Here is a 17,444-nt window from a genome sequence, read left to right on the forward strand (position 1 = left end):
AATAAAAAAACCGCTAGCTTCGCGGCTATTATTCCCATTCATGCTTCTTGCGAAATAGAGCCTCAACTCTGCGCCGAAAGTGCCGTTAGTACTCGAAGCGACAGGACTTTTCCTGCGCAGAAAGTCTTAGCCGGAGGTCAAGAAGGCTGCCATGCGGCAAAACCTGCATCGCCCCACCCCGGAATAAAACGGAAAAGAAAGGCTCGATATGCCTGCGGCCTCCCGAACCAATCGACAGCTGTTCAGAACGACATGGCCCTTCGTGGCCGTGGTGGTCTCGTTGCTCACGCTCGTGGCGACGAGCCTTTCGATCATGTCGTCGGTGCGCGCGTATATCGGTGGCGAAAGCACTTGGTCGAAAGGCCAGAAAGACGCCGTGTTCTATCTCATCCGCTACGCGCAAACGGGCGACGAAGAGGCATATCGGCAATATGAAAGCTCGATTGCAATCCCGCTCAATTTGAAGCGCGCGCGGCTCGCGCTCGACCGTGCTCATCCCGATGTCGAAACGGCGCGCGCCGCGCTGCTCGAAAGCGGCGTCTATCCTGCGGATGTCGGTTCGGTGATCTGGGTCTTTCGCACGTTTCGCCGCGCGAGTTACTTCGAGCAGGCCGTCGGCTACTGGACGAGCGGCGATCTTTACGTCGAACGGTTGACCGTCGCCGCGCGCGAGTTGCGCACGGCAAAGGCGGCGGGCGTTTCGGCGCGCAATGAAGTGGACTATTTGACGGGCGAAGTGTGGAACATCAACGCGTCCATCGCGCCAATCTCGCGCGCTTTCGCCGATGTTCTCGGCGCCGCGTTCCGGCAAACCGCGCTGCTTTTGTTCGTCTTGAATCTGCTCGTCGCCGTCATTCTGGTGTCGCTGTCGGTGTGGTACGCGCGGCGCTTCATCACCGGACGCATCGCCACCGAAAACGCCTTGCGTCGAAGCGAGGCGCGCGCAAAAGCGACACTCGGGTCGATTGGCGAAGCGGTCATTTCAGTCGGCCCGATGGGACTGGTCGAGTTCATCAATCCCGCCGCCGAACGCCTGCTTTGCCGCGAGGCCGCCGCTTGCGTGAAGCGCCCGCTCACGGATCTCGTAACCATCGTCAGGGAATGGGACAGACGGCCTGTCGATCTCATCGAGAAGGCGCTGCGCGGCGCGGATCGCGAAGAACCGGGCGGCGATCTCATTTTGACTAACGTGCATGGCGTCGAAACCGTCGTGCAGGCCATTACGTCGCTCGTGCACGATACGTCCGAAACGATCACCGGCGTCGTGCTGCTCTTGCGCAACATGACGCGCGAGCGCGAGTACGTGTCGAGCCTTTCGTGGCAGGCATCGCACGATGGCTTGACGGGGCTGCTCAACCGCACGGAATTCGAACGGCGTCTTGCGGCATCGCTCGATCCGCAAGCGGACAGCGCAACCGAACGCGCCTGCATGCTGATGATGCTCGATCTCGATCAGTTCAAAGTCGTCAACGACACCTACGGTCACGCAGCCGGCGACACCATGCTGCGCGAAGTGGCCGCGCTCATCAAAAAATGTCTGCGCGACGAAGATTCGCTCGCGCGTCTGGGCGGCGACGAATTCGCCGCGCTCATGTTCGACTGCCACGAAAACCACGCCTTGCAGATCGCCGAACGTCTGCGCAGCGAAATAGCCGCTTTCGAGTGGTCGTGCGAGACGCACACGTTATCGACGAGCGTGAGCATCGGCCTCGTCGATCTCAAGGGACTCGATGTCGAAACCGCCATGCGATTCGGCGATATTGCCTGCTATCTCGCGAAGGAACGCGGACGCGATCGCGTTCATCTCGCGCTGCGCGGCGACGCGGAACTCACGCGCCATGCAAGCGCGATGTCGTGGTGCGGGCGCATCAAGGACGCGCTCGCCAACAATCGCTTTTGCCTCTACGCGCAAGAGATTCGGGCGATTGCGCCCGAGCACTGCGAGTCGCATCCACGGCATGTGGAAGTGCTGCTGCGCATGGTGGGCGAAGGCGGCAAGATCATTCCGCCGAACTTCTTCATGCCGGCCGCCGAGCGTTATGGCCTCATGTCCGCCATCGATCGATGGGTCGTGCGCGCCGTGTTCGCGGTGCTCGCGAAGACCGGAAATCACGAGGGCGTGCAGTACGCGATCAATCTTTCGGGCGCCTCCATTGGCGACGAGCGCTTCCTGCAGTTCTTGAACGATCAGTTCGCGGTCAGCCATATCGCGCCTTCGTCGATCTGCTTCGAAGTGACGGAAACGACGGCCGTGGCCAACCTCGCGACGGCCGCGCGTTTTATCCGCGAACTCAAGAGCCGCGGCTGCAAGTTCTCGCTCGACGACTTCGGCGCGGGCATGTCCTCGTTCGGTTATTTGAAGCATCTTCCGGTCGACTACATCAAGATCGACGGAGGATTCATTAAGGACATGTTGAAGGATGCCGTTAACCGAGACATGGTGGCGGCAATCAACGATATCGGCCATTCGATGGGACGCTTGACCATTGCGGAATACGTCGAGAGCGAAGCGATCTTGCGCGCACTCGCCGCGATGGGCGTCGATTTCGTTCAGGGCTTTCACGTCGGCCGCCCGGCTCTCTGGGCGCAGAACGTCGAGTTCCTTGCGATCAACTAGGAGGAGTTTTGGATCCCACTTTTCAGCGGGTTGGTGACCTCAAGGACATTGCCAGCTATCCGGCATGGCTCGCGGATGTCCTGGCTGAAACACATGCGGCCAAGCAACGGGTCGTCGACCATCCCATTTTCGCGGCGATGCGTGAAGCGCGTCTTGAACCGCGTCAGGCCGAAGCGTTCCTCGTGAACGGCTGGCCGGTCGTCGAGCAGTTTCCGCAATACATGGCGATGAATCTGCAGAAGTTGCGCTATGGACATTCGCGCGGCGAAGATCTGGCGCGTCGCTATCTGACGCGCAACATTCGCGTCGAGCAAAACCATGCGGATTATTGGGTCGATTGGGCCGCGGCTCACGATGTCAGCAAGCGCGCGTTGATGAAGGGCAATGGCCCGTCGCTCGCTTATGCGCTCAGCCACTGGTGCTGGAAAAGCAGTAGCACGGATGCGCTGGCTGCGAGCATCGCCGCGACGAATTTCGCTATCGAAGGCGTCACGGGCGAATGGTCCACGCTGGTCTGCAGCACCGATACCTACGCGATGAGCTTTGCGCCGTCGATGCGTCGCAAGGCGATGCGCTGGCTCAGCCTGCACGCCCATTACGACGATGCGCATCCGTGGGAAGCGCTGGAGATCGTGGCGACGTTGCTCGGCAATGCGCCGGGCGTCGATGAAGTGCATGCGGTCAAGCGCAGCATCGAGATGAGTTACGAGTATTTCAAGGTGAGCCTCGACTGCTGTTTTTGAGGCTTGCTTTCCTTTGTGGTGCTCCGGTTCCGCAGGCGCTGCCTGAGCGGTTCGGATGCGCTCGGCCGTAATCCGAACCGAATCTGGAACAGCAGAATGAAGATCAAATTGATGGCATGTGCGGCAATGGCGGCGCTTTGCGCGACGGGTGCACACGCACAGGCCGCCGGGGATATTCAGCTCAACGCCGGCTGGATGCACTTTGCGCCGCAGGATTCGAGCGATCCGTTCAACATCTCGGCGCTCGGACAATCGATGACATCGCCGGGCGCGGGCGCTTCCGTCAGTAACTCGGACACGCTCGGACTCACGGCGGCTTACTTCTTCACCGATCACATTGCGGTCGAGGGAGTCGCCGGCGTGGCGCCGAAATTTCATCTCGATGGCAACGGCACCCTCGGACGCCTGGGCGAGCTCGGCACGGCGCGCGAGTGGAGTCCTACCCTCTTGCTGAAGTACTACTTCATGAGCGCGCAGAGCAAATTCCGGCCTTATGTCGGCGCGGGCGCGTCTTATGTGTGGTTCTCGGATGTAAAGCTCAGTTCGGCGATGTCAAATGGCGTGTTTCTTTACTCGCCGCAATTTGGAACCGCGCTGACTGGACCGACGACGGCGCACATCAGCAGTTCGTTTGCGCCAGTGGTGAATGCGGGCTTTGCCTATAACTTCACGCAGCATTGGTCGGCGGCGTTTTCGGTGTCTTATATGTGGCTGTCGGCACGAGCGACGTTGACGACGAATTCAGCGGTGGGGACGGTGCGGAGTGAATCGAAGATCAAGCTCGATCCGATCGTGACGTTTCTTTCGGTGGGGTATCGGTTTTGATGGGTTGTTGTTTGTCGTATTTGATGTCGTGTTGGTTGATGACGTATGCGCGGGTGGCGATTTGGCGACGGGGTGAGTGCGTTGTTGCTGTTCGTGGTTATGGTGGTCGCTTTGGTTAGGGACTTTTGATTCTTCGTGGGTCAGATTGGGTTCGGTGGGTGCTTGGGTGTGAGCGGCGGTTTATCAGCGTCGCGCGAGGGCTTTGTATTGCGACGAACTTTTTGAATAAACCCGATGCGTGTGTCGCTGTTGGTGTCCAACTTTCCGAAGCACCGAGGCGCGAGTCGGCGAGAGTTTTGATTGTTTTTGCTGAACCGCAGATGTGTTGGTTCGCCGATCAGCGGTTGCTAATTTGCGTCGGAGCTTATATGAGGCGTCTTGCGCATTCTCAAACTTAAATACGAAAAGCGTATTGTTTGATACGTCGAACTGAAATCAAGCGCTTGCATGTTGTTTTCCGTTCAGGTTTTGCCAAGTCGGCTAGTTCTGACCGGCCAAAGGCTGCTTGGTTGCGTGAAACAACTTGCATTTATACGCCTAACTATCTGATTTAAAATAGATAAATTGAACCACCAGGGAGACGACATTGTTTCACGGTCGCGACTGTGTCGCGCTTGCAGATGCATCTCAGCATTTCTTCACGCGATTGTGGACTGCAAACCTGTTTAATGGTCGAGAGTAAAGCCGGTTTGGAGGCTTTCGCGGCACTCTCTGCTGCGTGGAGTTCATGACGCCTGATCGTGATCATTGTTTAACCCGACTACGCGTGCAAATGCATTCCGCGATGCGAGTCCCGGTCTGGTGTTGTTCGTCGATCGACGGCTAGCCAGGCCTTTGTTAAGAGGCCTTTCTTCCTCTGCAGGATCATGCCTTAGTCGCCGACTAGCCGCTGCCTAGCTTCGTTTCTTTTAACCATCGACTGGCCATTACAGACTCAGCAAATTTGGCATGCGTCTCGCGCTTCCCCCAGCAGCGTTACAACGATATGCGAAGCTGTGCAAAGGTAGCCGCCGACTGCCATCTGTCATCGAATGCTAAATCCGCCAGTCGCTTTCCGCCTTGCTGTTCCACGAAGGTGCAGCGGTATTTCGTCTCTCTGATGCGGTGAAGCATTCATGGCCCCCGCCGTGATGCTGCGGCATACCTGAGGTGCCGGCTAAGCTCGCGCCATGGAAGTAGCCGTGCGTGTCAAATTCGGTGCGCATACAGGCGAGTCGATTCATAGTGTTTCTTAGCTGCCTTATTCGGCGAGGGGCGTGGAGGTTAAAGACACTTGAACCCAGCCAACCAAATGCGGCTGCTCTTTGCCGCCCCTCCCCTCTTCTCGAGCGCAACTCAAGTTGCGCGGCGTATTGCGTCATTAACTTAGTTTTACGGAGATAGCGTCGATATTGCTGTTATGCACATATTTGCGATTGCACGCTTGGACTTCCTTCACTTTTGGCCAGTTGGAGCGGACAGAGCGCAGGTTGAATGCGCCTGGGGCTTGCGTTCGAACACGCTTCGACTCAATCAGCGCCGAGGAAATTGGTCTCCAACGCAGCGCTTGAGTTTAATTGTCCAGTCACTTACACAGCGCCGAAGTAAGTCCGAGCAGTCCACTCGCCTGAATTTCCGTACTCCCTTTGGATGAGCATTCATCCCCAACGTCATTCGACACATATCATCATCGACTTTTAAATGCGCTCTCTGCATTAACGTCTCGGCTACACGACCATGCAAACGTCATCTCGAAAGCCTGCTCTCGAGTTCCGGAGTCGTTGTTGTCCCGTGGGAGGACCGCGTCCAGTTTTGGCAAATTCACCGAGTACACGGCAGTGTCGGCATCGTTGTGATCGATTGTTAAGTCTCTGCGGGCAGGACGACCGACAGTTAGGGAGGTGGACGCAATCAGACGGCAACTGGGAGTCCAAGGCACTTAGGCAGCATTCGTCAGCGACAGGTATCCGACCTCACTGCCTCATGTACTCAAAAAAAGCAGCGGCGCTTAAGGAATGCGATTTTAAACGCGGATGGGAAATTACCGCCGCGCGAATGAACAAAATCCGACCACAGAAGGTTTCGCTGCCATATCTGTTTATCGCCCGGCGATGCCGGGACGCTTGCGCGAGATGAAAGCCAGGCCGACGCATGCCCATCAGCCTCACTGAATGAACCCTGAGCAGCGCCGTGATTTCACATGCCGTGACATGCACTGGATTGCGTGAGTCACCTGTTGTTTCGCGTACGCGATCCGGTGATTAATAGCCGTCGAAACTCGGGAAGAATCTGCGAGCATCAGGAAAGCCACCGTCAAAGTCGCGCAAGAAGATGACCATGCATGCCTCTTGGACGAAAGAACCCTACAAGCCCATGTGCGCGTGTCCGAATTCGGACACTAATTCACCCCGAATTGATCCGCGTATCGCGCCATTTTGCTGCGTCCGCTAATGCGTTGCAGAAGCCTCAAGATCAGGCTTATCAGCTTCTCTCGCTGCCTGTCCGAATTCGGACACCCAAGGTCGGGCGCCTCAAGAGCGCTCATTCGATCCTCGCCCGTGGTGCGGAATCATCGGCGTGCAGCTGCGCCCCATAACGGTCGGAGCGCGATCGCCTAAAGTTATGCATACACGCAATGTCAATGCTTCGAGATTTTGCGAGCGTGGCGTCATCCGTCCTGCACCGTAAATTGTGTCTTCGCGATGGCGCGCGATCGTGGACTGGCACGTGTGTCTCGATCTGCAAACTTCGTTCGCGGACGAAACTGTCCGAATTCGGACAGTCATGAGAAGCGCGGGCAAGGTGAGCGGAGTGCGCTGCACGTTAACTAAAGCGCTCGCTAGAATTGCTCATTAGTTGTTGCTTCGTACCAGCGAAACGGCGCCTCGTACCGGTGGTGCGGAGGTCTCTTCAACTCGAATTTGCTTAAAGTATTGTTGGACAGCAGAGTGTTTGCGAGCGTCCACATCGACGCCGGCAGAGTAGCGGAGGGGGACCACCGGCAGGCGCCACGCTAATGCTCGCTGAGCCGGCAGCGTCTGTCGAAACATTTTGCCTCGCGGAAACAGACGATCTATTTCGCGTGTACATTCATCTCACAACGGCGAGTAACCTTTCCGCACTCATCGCGAGAAATTGTTAGAACCTCCGTGCTCTAAAGCGTCGACAATGCGCAAGAAGCACACGAGACTGCGAAGCCAAAATCGCCGCACCCGATCGAGGGTGACCCGCTTCCAAAAAATGTCTTCGTACGCTGAAGTGCGCACGCGTATTCCGAACACTGTCCGAATTCGGACACTTCGATGCGACTTTGGAATGGCTCCCGCTAAAGTAAAAGCTTCGTGCGAAAAAAAACCCGCCAGCGGCGGGCTAAAGAGACTCAATTATCACTCCGACCGAATCGAAAACATTTTCCCAATATGTTCCCTAAGCTGACTTTCCTGTTCCTCGGTCATCACACCAGACTTGAACTTAAACGTAAGTCCCTTCACGTCTTTGGTAATGCTTCCAGCCTGAACCTTCCCCGCAAAAATCTTTAAAATGCTTCTTCCGCCGGCATCCGTAGAAGAACCACGCTGTCCCGCCTGCGCGCTCAAACTAGCCGCGAGCTTTGTTTGAACTAGATCACCCGACACAACCTGCGGCCATAACTCTTCAAGGGCCCGCACTCCAGATTCACCGGTCTTCTTGAGCGCATTAACCGTATCTTGTGCCGATGAAGCACCCAACACCGCCGGATTCAAATCAAGGTCACGCTTCACAAAATCCGGCAGATCGTCATAGGCCAAAAAACGATATAGGTCGCTACGCGAGATACCCATCGCTTGCGCGAGTCGGGTTCGATTAGGAAACTCTGCTTCAGCCCGTCGAATCGAGATTGCGATCTCATAATCGGAAAGATCATCTCGCGTGACATTTTCCATCAGCGCAAGCGCCGCCATGTCTTGATCCGAACACTCGATCACGACCGCCCTGATGTTCTCGCGATTGATCAGCTTGTGAGCGCGAAGCCGCCGCTCGCCCGCAACCAACTGAAACCCATCACCCAAACGGCGGACGGTAACGGCTTGCAGCAAGCCGACCTCATCAATCGAACGTGCTAGCTCCGAGAGCTTGGCTTCGTTGAACTGCCGACGAGGCTGCCAGGGATTCGGTACGATCTCACTCACCGGAATCTCAGTCTCGACGCCCTTCCCCTCCAACTCCTGAATCCGAAGTTGGGCCGCCGCCAAGGCACTCGTAATTCCCGGCATGGTTTGCGGACCGCGCGCCGACTTGTCCTTCTTCGTCTCGCCTTTGAAGTCTGCCGGCTTCGGCAAGTTGGCCGTCTTGGCCATGAGTTGTTCTCTGATGTTATTGCTCATGCCGACTCCTTCCAGGATTTGACGAACATGTCATCTAGCCACTTGGCATACTGCATCATCGGCTGACGAACACGCTGAAGCGACTTGGCGATCGAGTGCGTGCTCACTACATCGAGCGCAGTCGAAAAGGACAAAGCTCCTCCACTCATGACAGAACTTGCCGGGATCTCGAACGGATCGAGCCACCGTCCATACGCACTCTGTGCCCACTGACGAACGACCGGAGCTGAAGACGTCTTCCCGTAATCGACCTTGGACAACAAGATCGAAATGAAGTCGTAGACCTTGTCTTCCTCATAGGGCAAAAAGTCTTCCGCGACATCGGAGAACAGACGCCAAAATGCGAGCGAACTGATGAAGTCGAGGTTCTCGGGAATCATCGGCATGACAAGCGCATCCGCTGCGAGCAACGCGTTCAGATTCATATACGAGAGCGACGGCGACGTATCGATCAGTATGTAGTCATACTGCGCCTTCAAAGGCTCAAGACCTTCACGGAGGACCGCCCAAAAGCGATATCCCTGAATCGTCTTCTGACGCGCGGGCAGCAAGAACTCCGCGCCATAGAGGAACGTGTGTCCTGGAATGATGTCGAGTCCATCCCAATAGGTCGACTGAACGCTCGCGCCCAGACCGCCTTCGACATTCTGGTCATATATGTAGGGGAGCACGGTGTCGTCTCCGGAGATTTCTTTCTCGGCGTAGAGTCCGCAAAGCTCGGAAGCCGATGCTTGCGGATCCAAGTCAACGAGCAGTACCTTACGTCCCAACAGCGTCAATGCCTGCGCGAGACATACAGTCGTCGTCGTCTTAGCAGAGCCGCCTTTGAGCTGAGCGGTCGTCAGCACTTTCCCTCGGAAATCGCTTTCACCATCCGCGAGACGAGTCTGATAGATGTCGGACGCCATCTTCACCCACAGACGAACCTCGGGCAGCGTGAACGTACGGCTGCGGCCGTTGCCGTTGAGCGTGCCTTGCGGCAAGCCGCCTTCGCCCTTGGTTACAAGATATTGAATCTGCTGCCGCGTTAGATTGCACATCTCCGCAAGCTCGCCGATCGTGTAATACGGCGCAAGTTTACGCGGACGAGGCGCTAGGATCTGTTCGCGAAGATTGTCCGAGAAGGGTTCGAGGTTATCGGCGAACTCCGCGACTTCGCGAAGCGTGACCCTGCGGTCTTCCATCGGTAGGGTGCCTACGTTGGCCATTCTGCGCTTCCTCCTAGTTTTGATGTCGAAGCGCAGAATACACGATAACGCGTAAACAAGGTTGTAGCGAAAATCGGAGCCTGTCGCACACAGACACACGCACGGCCTAACTCCTTGTTTATTAGCGACTTATCGTCGCCGAAGACGCGTCAAACTTTGTCGCCAATGCCTAATCTTGACCAATGAAGCCTGCACACATCGTCCACTTTAGAACGGCTGCACAAAAACCACCCCGGGGTCGCTTTTTGTGCGACACGACTTAATCAATAATTTCAAGGACTTATATACCAAAATTCGAAGATTCCTATTTTCCTCGAAGTCCGGTTTGTTATGTTCTTTTGTAAACTTTAACCCGCAAACCTACAAACAGAGACCGAAAAACCGTTTCGAATCAAAGATCACCCCTGTGGATAGGGACGCTTTTTGTGCTGTACAGGGCGGTTTTTGTGCGCGATAGGCCGGAAAATGTGAACGACAGGGCGGAAATTGTGGCCTGGGGGTCGGAAATTGGGCAAGCCGTCCGACTGCCGGGGTGCTTTTTGTGCGGGTCGCTTCGCTCGCAACCGGGGTGGTTTTTGTGTTGACACGCCTTTGTTGCCTGATAGAGTGCCGGGGAATCGAACCGAACCAAACGCATGCAAGCTCAGGACCTCACCGCTACGCCGCAGCAACTCGCCTTGGACATCTACGAAGACATGTCCTCGCAAGGCTCGGCTATTTGCGAGTCCACGAGGGACATCGGCTTTCTGCGCAACAACATTTTCACGCGGGTCGGTGGCCTCGGCATCGCCGCACGCCGCGTGCTGGACGCCGCCTACTTCATCGTGGCCACCAAGGCGCCCGATGAACTGATCGACGACAAGGTCTACACCTTCACAGCCGACATCAACTACTTCAAGTGGCTGATGCGCTATGACAGCCGCAACCATAGCCACCTGATCGCGCAAATGCGCTCGGCGGCACGGGCGCGGGTCGAAATCATGACGGCGCCGTCTATCGAAGAACTCACCGAGAAAGATTCGTGGGGCACCATCAGTCTGCTCGGCGATTGCTATATCGAGCGCAACGTCGTTTGCATTCTGCTGGCGGGGCGCGTCATCAAGTATCTGATCAGCCCGTACAAGGCGCATTGGCTGAGCTTGCGCGCATCGACGGCATTTTCATTGTCGCTTGCGCGCGCCATCTACGACCGTCTGATTCCCTGCGAAGGGCACGGCGTGACCGAATGGTTTCCGTTCTCGGAAGTGATCGAGTGGCCCGGCAAGGTCGGCGAATCGCGAAAAGAGGTGAAGGAGTTCAAGAAGCGCTTTCTCGAACCCGCCATCGATCAGCTCAATGAAGTATCTGATTTCGATGTCAGCTGGGAACCCAATGCGGAACGCGTATCGGGCGACAAGCTGAAGATTCGCTTTCGCTTCACGAAGAAGCAGGGCGCCGATGCAGCCCGAGCCGGCATTCAGGACTCGATGTATCTCGTGCTCCACAACGAATTCGCCTTCGACACCCCCGACTTCGAGCGCCTCGCGAGCCGCCGCGACCTCTGGACAGACGAGCGTCTTCAGCAGGCTATCGAATACACGCGTTTCAAGCTGAACGAAGGCAAGGTCACGGTCAGTCCGCGCGGCTATCTGTTCAAGGCGCTCGAGGGCAATTACCGGATCGGCGAGGCGGATCGCAAGATGGCGTCGATCAAGGCGAAGCAACTCGAAGACGACAAGAAGACGCGCCGCGATCACACCGACGCGCAAGCGCAACTCGAAGCCAGCATCCAGGCTCAGAACGACACGGCCCGCGCAAAGATGGGCGAAGAGACGAAGGCGGGCCGCGAGTTTTTCGAAGCCGCCGATGCGCCGCTGCGGCGCGAACTGTGTCAGTCGTTCGTGAGTCAACTGATTCCGCAGCGTCTCATCGAGAAGCAGGGCGTCTCGCGTGAAACCCTGAGCGCCGACAATATCCTCACCGTCAATCGCGTGGTCGCGGATGCATTTTGCTCGCACGTTTTCAACAAGATGAAGAAGGTCAGAGCGGGCTTGAAGCCAGCGTGACCGATGCCAGCGGGACAGCGCTCCCGCGTCTCACCAGGAAGCTGTATGCCCGCGAATCAGGATAGCGTCAGCATGGCGCTCTTTTGCGACTTCGAAAACGTCGCGCTCGGCGTGCGCGACGCGAAGTACGAAAAGTTCGACATCAAGCCCGTGCTCGAACGATTGCTCCTCAAAGGCAGCATCGTCGTGAAGAAGGCTTACTGCGACTGGGATCGCTACAAGGGCTTCAAGTCCGCGATGCACGAGGCAAGTTTCGAGCTGATCGAGATTCCGCACGTGCGGCAGTCGGGCAAGAATTCAGCCGATATCCGGCTCGTCGTCGATGCGCTCGACCTTTGCTACACAAAGTCGCACGTCGATACGTTCGTCATCATCAGCGGCGACTCGGACTTCTCGCCCCTCGTCTCGAAGTTGCGCGAGAACGCGAAGAAGGTGATCGGCGTGGGGGTGAAAAACTCGACCTCCGACTTGCTCGTCGCCAATTGCGACGAATTCATTTTCTACGACGACCTCGTGCGCGAGCAGCAGCGCGCGCTCGCCAAACGCGAGGCGAACGTGGCAACCAAGCGTCCCGCCGATGCCGACCGGCAGCCCAAGCAGGAGCCCGACGCGCGCAAGTCGCAGGCGGTCGCGATCGCCGTGGAGACTTTCGAGGCGCTGGTGTCCGAGCGAGGCGAGGGCGAAAAGATTTGGGCGTCGGTGCTCAAGAGTGCGATCAAGCGTCGCAAGCCGGGGTTCAGCGAATCGCACTATGGCTTTCGCGCGTTTGGGAATCTGCTCGACGAGGCGCGTTCGCGCGGTCTGCTGGAAGTCGGTCGCGATGACAAGTCCGGCTCTTTTGTCTTTCGTGCGGCCCAGACGATGAGCGCGGATGCGGGGCAGGGAGAAGCGGTGGTGGCATCGGTGGCGGAGCCTCAGGGCAATCAGCGCCGACGCGATAAGCGTGGCGGCCGTAAGGACAAGCAGCATGCCGTTGCGGAGGCCGTGCAAACTTCGGCCGATGACGACACATTCGAAATCGTGGATGAATTCACGGAGCATACCCGCGAAGACGCGCAATATCCCGCGCAAGAGTCGGCCGACAACGACGCGCTCGCAATTGCCGACGAACCCTCGGGCCGCCATTCGCGTGGACGTGGCAGGCGGAATGATCGCCGAGGCTCGCAGCGTCCTGCGCCCGAATTCGCACGCGCTTCGGCTGACGACGACACGTTAGAAGTCGTGGGCCACGCAGTCGTACCCGGCGATCACGATAGTCGCGAAGACGCGTCGGAGCGCGTGCAAGCGTCGCCTGACAACGACGCGTCCACACTGGCCGACGAACCCACGGGCTATCCACGCGGGCGGGGCAAGCGAAATGGCCGAAGAGACGCGCAGCGTCGCGCATCGAGTGATAACGACGCGTCTGAAGTCACCGACGAACCCGCTGCCCCGATCAACCAGGAACCCACCGTTGCATCTCACACCGAGAAGAAGCCCTCAGCGAGCCGACGCGGCGGGCGAAAGACCGCTGCAAAGAAGGCCGCTGCCGAAAGCGCTATCGCGTCCTCGGATACAGGCGTTTTCGTGCAGCCTGGCGATGCAACCGACATTCCGAAGCCCGTAAAAAAAGCGCGCAAAACGACGTCACGCACGAGCCGGTCGCGCAAAGCCACCACGCCAACCGACGAGCAGTAAGCAACCTCAGTCGAGACGGAGTCGTTTCAGCACACGACTTCGTCGATGACCACTTCAATCGCTCTCGAAGCCCAGTCGATGAGCGCTGACGGCAAGCGCCGCGAGTTCATCGAAAGCAACGCAATCAACACCGCGAGCACGATGAGGGAATGACAAAACGCTTCATCGTCTTGTCGCCCTGATTTCTTTGGCGGCACTTGCGCAACGAGACGCGCACCGCCAACGAACACGACGGCTAGACTGACGTTCGCATTCATCGTCGAGATACACGAAGGGCTCTTTCAAGCGCGAAGTGACACGCGATGGATTCCGGTCGCGCAATGAAAGCGTGAATCGAAGGCGGCTTCCTTCCCGCCGAAACTGATTCGGATGACGAAGAAATAAATCATGCGTCCATCCGTACAATGATTTTCGATAGGGCTGCGGCAACAAACCGAGTGCACGTTTCAACGTCATTTTCACGAACTTGTTGTAATCTAGAATTTCGTTCACCGCTCTGTCATCAGCAGGAAAAAGACGGCGGCACGACGCACTTCAACCATGTCCATGTATGCCGAGTGGAGGAAGCCATGGAGTCAGCCGTTGACGTTTATGCAGGGTTCGAGATTTCCGTGCGCGCCAAGCGCAACGAGCGCGAAGCGTGGGTCGCGGATATCGACGTTCGTCGCGATGGCGCGTCCGTCATCGACGAATGGCCGCAGACCACGCAGCCGGAATGGCGCACCGTCGACGAAGCGCTACGCGACGGCATAGAGTGGGCGCGTCGCACCATCCGGCATCGCTTTCTCAACGATCCTTCCCACTCCGACGTAGCCGAGCGCGAGCGCGCGCAAACCTGGTTCAACGACGAACTCGAGCATCGGCCCGGAGCGGTCGTGGTGCGCGTCGGTTGAAGCCGCTTCGCCTACGACAACATCATTCCTTGCAATCGAATAGAACAGATGCCCAACGAGATTCCGGAATCGCAAGCTGTCTGTAACCCCATTTCGCGCAGCGCGATCTTTATCGTCGCCACGGTGGCGCACGGACGCGAGCACGGCGACACCGTGCGCTCCTGGTGCGGCGATATCGCCGCGCTGGTCCGCGCAGTTGGCACGCGGGCTCCAACCGCGAATCTCTCTTGCGTGTGCGGCTTCGGCTCCGACATTTGGGACTCGCTGTTCGGCTCGCCACGCCCGGCCGCGCTGCATCCGTTCCGCGAGTTCGGTTCGGGTGAGCGGCGCGCCATGTCCACGCCCGGCGACATTCTGCTGCATATCCGCGCGGACCACATGGACCTGTGCTTCGAGCTTGCCGCGCAAATGCTCGAGGCACTCGGCGATGCCGTTACCGTCGTCGATGAAGTGCACGGCTTTCGTTACTTCGATCTGCGCGATATGGTCGGCTTCGTGGATGGCACCGAAAATCCATCGGGCCGCGCGGCGCAGCACTTCGCGATCATAGGTGAGGAAGATGCGGAATTTGCGGGCGGCAGCTATGTGATCGTGCAAAAGTATCTGCACAAAATGGCCGCTTGGAACGCGCTGACGGTAGAGCAGCAGGAGAAGATCATCGGCCGCAAGAAGCTGTCCGATATCGAACTCGACGCAGCCGTGAAACCCTCGTGCTCGCACAGTTCGCTCACCACGCTCGATGAAAACGGCCAGGAAGTGAAAATCCTGCGTCACAACATGGCCTTCGGACGGCCCGGCGCGGGCGAATTCGGCACGTATTTCATCGGCTATGCGCGTTCGCCCGCGCCCACCGAGCAGATGATGGAGAACATGTTCGTCGGCAGGCCGCCCGGCAACTACGACCGGCTGCTCGACTTCAGTCACGCCGTCACGGGCGGCTTGTTCTTCGTACCGTCGGCCGACTTGCTCGAAGCACTCGCCGACCGCGATCCCGCCGCGCAACCCGCGCCCGCATCGTCATCGTCGTCTTCTTCCGATGCAACGCCGAGCCGTGCGGACGGCTCACTGAACATCGGTTCACTCAAAGGACAGTCCTGACATGAATAACCTGCATCGCGAGCTCGCGCCCATTTCGAGCGCGGCATGGTCGCAAATCGAAGCGGAAGTGGCGCGCACCTTCAAGCGCTCGCTTGCCGGCCGGCGCGTGGTGGATGTGAAAGGTCCCGGCGGTGTCGATCTTTCGGGCGTGGGAACGGGACATCAGACGGCGATTGCATCGCCTGCCAAGGGCGTGAGCGCGAAGCGTTACGACGTGAGGACGCTCATCGAACTGACGGTGCCTTTCACGTTGCAGCGCGAATCGATCGACAGCGTGGAGCGCGGTTCGAACGACGGCGACTGGCAGCCCGCGAAGACGGCGGCGAGCGAACTGGCTATCGCCGAAGACAGCGCCATTTTCGATGGTTTCGGCGCGGCGGACATCACGGGCATCCGCGAAGGATCGTCCAACGACGCGACGACACTCCCTGCCGACGTAAGCGACTATCCGCGTGCCATTAGTGAGTCGCTGGAGAAATTGCGGCTTGCGGGCGTGGACGGTCCGTACACGGTGCTGCTAGGCGCGGATGCCTACACGGCGCTCGCCGAAGCCAGCGATCAAGGCTATCCGGTGATCCAGCATATCAAGCGCATAGTGGATGGCGATCTCATCTGGGCGCCTGCCATCAAAGGCGGCTGCGTGCTTTCCACGCGCGGTGGCGACTACGAACTGCATCTCGGGCAGGACCTCTCCATAGGCTATACGAGCCATACGGACACGACCGTGCAACTCTATCTGCGCGAAACGCTGACCTTCCTGATGCTGACGAGCGAGGCGTCGGTGGCGGTGGTCGCTGCATCGGCTTAAAGCGCGGGTCACGCCTTACCTCTCAGGTAATCGACGCACGGCACGGCGCACGCGAAGATGTCTTCACCTCATCAAACGGGAGACATTCGAATGACCGCATACGCCGTGGGCCAACTGCACGAAGTCGAGATGTGCGCGGATATCGTTCAATACCTGGAAGCGATCGATGCGACGCTCGCGCCCTTCGACGGTCACTTCATCATTCACGGTGAACGCCCGGAAATGCGCGAGGGAGAGTGGAAAGGCGATCTCATCGTGATCGCCTTTCCCGATCTCGCGCAAGTGCGCGCCTGGTACGAATCCGACGCTTATCAACGCATCCTGCCGCTACGCACGAAGCACGCGAGCAGCGCGGTGTTCTTCATCGATGGCGTGGATAGGGATCACAAAGCGACCGACATCCTGACTTAACCCGACAGCGGCCGCTCGGGTTCCAGGGCTGCGCCGCCCAGAATGGACGTTGCATCGGCGCGCGCGTGGTTGAGTTGCACGAGGCTCGCCTGACGCGCGGCGAGCGCATCGCGATGCGCTATTGCCGTGAGAATGGCTTTGTGCCGCGGCAGCGACAGCGCATGCGTGTTCGGATGCCGGCTCGTCAGCTTGATCGATTCCGACAGCGCGAGCGACAGCATATTGCCGATATACGCGAGCATGTCGTTGTGCGTCGCGGACATGATCGCGCGATGAAAATACAGATCCGGTTCGAGCAGTTCTTCGGCGGTCTGCGCAGCTTCCATGCTCTTATATGCCGCGCCGATACGCTCGATATCCTCGTTCGTTGCAGAGATGGCGGCGAGCGCGGCAGCGGCAGGCTCGATGATCTGCCGCACCGTCATCAGCGAACGAAAGAACTCGCCTTCACGGAGATTGCCGACGGTCCAGACGAGCACATCGGGATCGAGCATGTGCCATTCGTCGCGCGCACGCACCACGCTGCCCACGCGCGGCTTGGAGACGACGAGTCCCTTCGCCACCAGCACGCGAGTTGCCTCACGCAGCACGGGACGGCTCACGCCATAGGTTTCGCAGAGCGCGGGCTCGGCAGGCAGACGTTGTCCCGGCGCGAACACGCCGCTCACGATCTGCATGCCGAGTTCCTGCACGATCCGTCCGTGCATGCTCTTGCGTTTCGCCGGGTTCCGGTAGTCCATATCGATCCGGCCGATGTCCTGAAGTCGCGCCCGTTG

At 58.3% G+C, this 17,444-nt stretch carries 12 protein-coding genes and 1 pseudogene; 9 read left to right on the forward strand and 4 right to left on the reverse strand.

The features are described 5' to 3' along the window. Positions 1–262: 262 nt before the first annotated feature. From NCR98_RS33510 to NCR98_RS20545, 3 genes are all read left to right on the forward strand, one after another. Entirely contained in the window at positions 263–2,617 is a 2,355-nt protein-coding gene (locus NCR98_RS33510) for an EAL domain-containing protein (protein WP_244831055.1), read from the forward strand. 8 nt (positions 2,618–2,625) lie between these two features. Then, the gene (locus NCR98_RS20540) at positions 2,626–3,360 is read left to right on the forward strand and encodes an iron-containing redox enzyme family protein (RefSeq protein ID WP_250527108.1); all 735 of its coding nucleotides are present in this window, start codon (positions 2,626–2,628) and stop codon (positions 3,358–3,360) included. Between the two features lie 102 nt (positions 3,361–3,462). Then, positions 3,463–4,185: an OmpW/AlkL family protein gene (locus tag NCR98_RS20545; RefSeq protein WP_502799788.1), complete on the forward strand. Its 723-nt coding sequence runs from the start codon at positions 3,463–3,465 to the stop codon at positions 4,183–4,185. A 3,365-nt stretch (positions 4,186–7,550) separates the two neighbouring features. On the opposite strand, the gene NCR98_RS20550 is transcribed toward NCR98_RS20545, so the two are convergent. After that, complete coding sequence (locus tag NCR98_RS20550; RefSeq protein ID WP_244831059.1) at positions 7,551–8,528, reverse strand: ParB/RepB/Spo0J family partition protein; 978 nt, start codon at positions 8,526–8,528, stop codon at positions 7,551–7,553. Then, complete coding sequence (locus NCR98_RS20555; RefSeq protein ID WP_244831060.1) at positions 8,525–9,736, reverse strand: ParA family protein; 1,212 nt, start codon at positions 9,734–9,736, stop codon at positions 8,525–8,527. The genes NCR98_RS20550 and NCR98_RS20555 overlap by 4 nt, the downstream gene beginning before the upstream one ends. Before the next feature lie 635 nt (positions 9,737–10,371). Between NCR98_RS20555 and NCR98_RS20560 the strand changes: the two genes are divergently transcribed. After that, the gene (locus NCR98_RS20560) at positions 10,372–11,781 is read left to right on the forward strand and encodes a replication initiation protein (protein WP_250467778.1); all 1,410 of its coding nucleotides are present in this window, start codon (positions 10,372–10,374) and stop codon (positions 11,779–11,781) included. Positions 11,782–11,826: 45 nt separating this feature from the next. Next, positions 11,827–12,643: pseudogene (locus NCR98_RS33685) on the forward strand (NYN domain-containing protein); the annotation flags it as partial. An 841-nt stretch (positions 12,644–13,484) separates the two neighbouring features. Here NCR98_RS33685 and NCR98_RS20570 read toward each other — a convergent pair. After that, positions 13,485–13,715, reverse strand: a complete 231-nt coding sequence (locus NCR98_RS20570) for a hypothetical protein (protein WP_250527111.1) — start codon at positions 13,713–13,715, stop codon at positions 13,485–13,487. Positions 13,716–14,027: 312 nt separating this feature from the next. On the opposite strand from NCR98_RS20570, the gene NCR98_RS20575 reads away from it, so the two are divergent. The 4 genes from NCR98_RS20575 to NCR98_RS20590 all read left to right on the forward strand — a co-directional run bounded on the left by NCR98_RS20575 (position 14,028) and on the right by NCR98_RS20590 (position 16,668). After that, complete coding sequence (locus NCR98_RS20575; protein ID WP_250527112.1) at positions 14,028–14,351, forward strand: DUF6566 family protein; 324 nt, start codon at positions 14,028–14,030, stop codon at positions 14,349–14,351. 48 nt (positions 14,352–14,399) lie between these two features. Then, positions 14,400–15,449, forward strand: coding sequence for a Dyp-type peroxidase (locus NCR98_RS20580; protein ID WP_250527113.1), 1,050 nt, complete (start codon positions 14,400–14,402; stop codon positions 15,447–15,449). A 1-nt stretch (position 15,450) separates the two neighbouring features. Beyond that, the gene (locus tag NCR98_RS20585) at positions 15,451–16,257 is read left to right on the forward strand and encodes a family 1 encapsulin nanocompartment shell protein (RefSeq protein ID WP_250527114.1); all 807 of its coding nucleotides are present in this window, start codon (positions 15,451–15,453) and stop codon (positions 16,255–16,257) included. A gap of 90 nt (positions 16,258–16,347) precedes the next feature. After that, positions 16,348–16,668, forward strand: a complete 321-nt coding sequence (locus tag NCR98_RS20590; protein WP_244831067.1) for a DUF1330 domain-containing protein — start codon at positions 16,348–16,350, stop codon at positions 16,666–16,668. Here the strand turns inward: NCR98_RS20590 and NCR98_RS20595 are convergent. Beyond that, positions 16,665–17,408, reverse strand: coding sequence for a FadR/GntR family transcriptional regulator (locus NCR98_RS20595; protein WP_244831068.1), 744 nt, complete (start codon positions 17,406–17,408; stop codon positions 16,665–16,667). The genes NCR98_RS20590 and NCR98_RS20595 overlap by 4 nt on opposite strands. Positions 17,409–17,444 lie beyond the last annotated feature (36 nt).

It is taken from the genome of Caballeronia sp. GAWG2-1 (assembly GCF_023631405.1).
GTDB lineage: Bacteria > Pseudomonadota > Gammaproteobacteria > Burkholderiales > Burkholderiaceae > Caballeronia.

Excerpts from the sequence above, each read along its gene's own strand:
- NCR98_RS20550 (WP_244831059.1), bottom strand. The coding sequence starts at position 8,528 with ATGAGCAATAACATCAGAGAACAACTCATGGCCAAGACGGCCAACTTG.
- NCR98_RS20555 (WP_244831060.1), bottom strand. The coding sequence starts at position 9,736 with ATGGCCAACGTAGGCACCCTACCGATGGAAGACCGCAGGGTCACGCTT.
- NCR98_RS20560 (WP_250467778.1), top strand. The coding sequence starts at position 10,372 with ATGCAAGCTCAGGACCTCACCGCTACGCCGCAGCAACTCGCCTTGGAC.
- NCR98_RS20570 (WP_250527111.1), bottom strand. The coding sequence starts at position 13,715 with ATGAATGCGAACGTCAGTCTAGCCGTCGTGTTCGTTGGCGGTGCGCGT.
- NCR98_RS20575 (WP_250527112.1), top strand. The coding sequence starts at position 14,028 with ATGGAGTCAGCCGTTGACGTTTATGCAGGGTTCGAGATTTCCGTGCGC.
- NCR98_RS20580 (WP_250527113.1), top strand. The coding sequence starts at position 14,400 with ATGCCCAACGAGATTCCGGAATCGCAAGCTGTCTGTAACCCCATTTCG.
- NCR98_RS20585 (WP_250527114.1), top strand. The coding sequence starts at position 15,451 with ATGAATAACCTGCATCGCGAGCTCGCGCCCATTTCGAGCGCGGCATGG.
- NCR98_RS20590 (WP_244831067.1), top strand. The coding sequence starts at position 16,348 with ATGACCGCATACGCCGTGGGCCAACTGCACGAAGTCGAGATGTGCGCG.
- NCR98_RS20595 (WP_244831068.1), bottom strand. The coding sequence starts at position 17,408 with ATGGACTACCGGAACCCGGCGAAACGCAAGAGCATGCACGGACGGATC.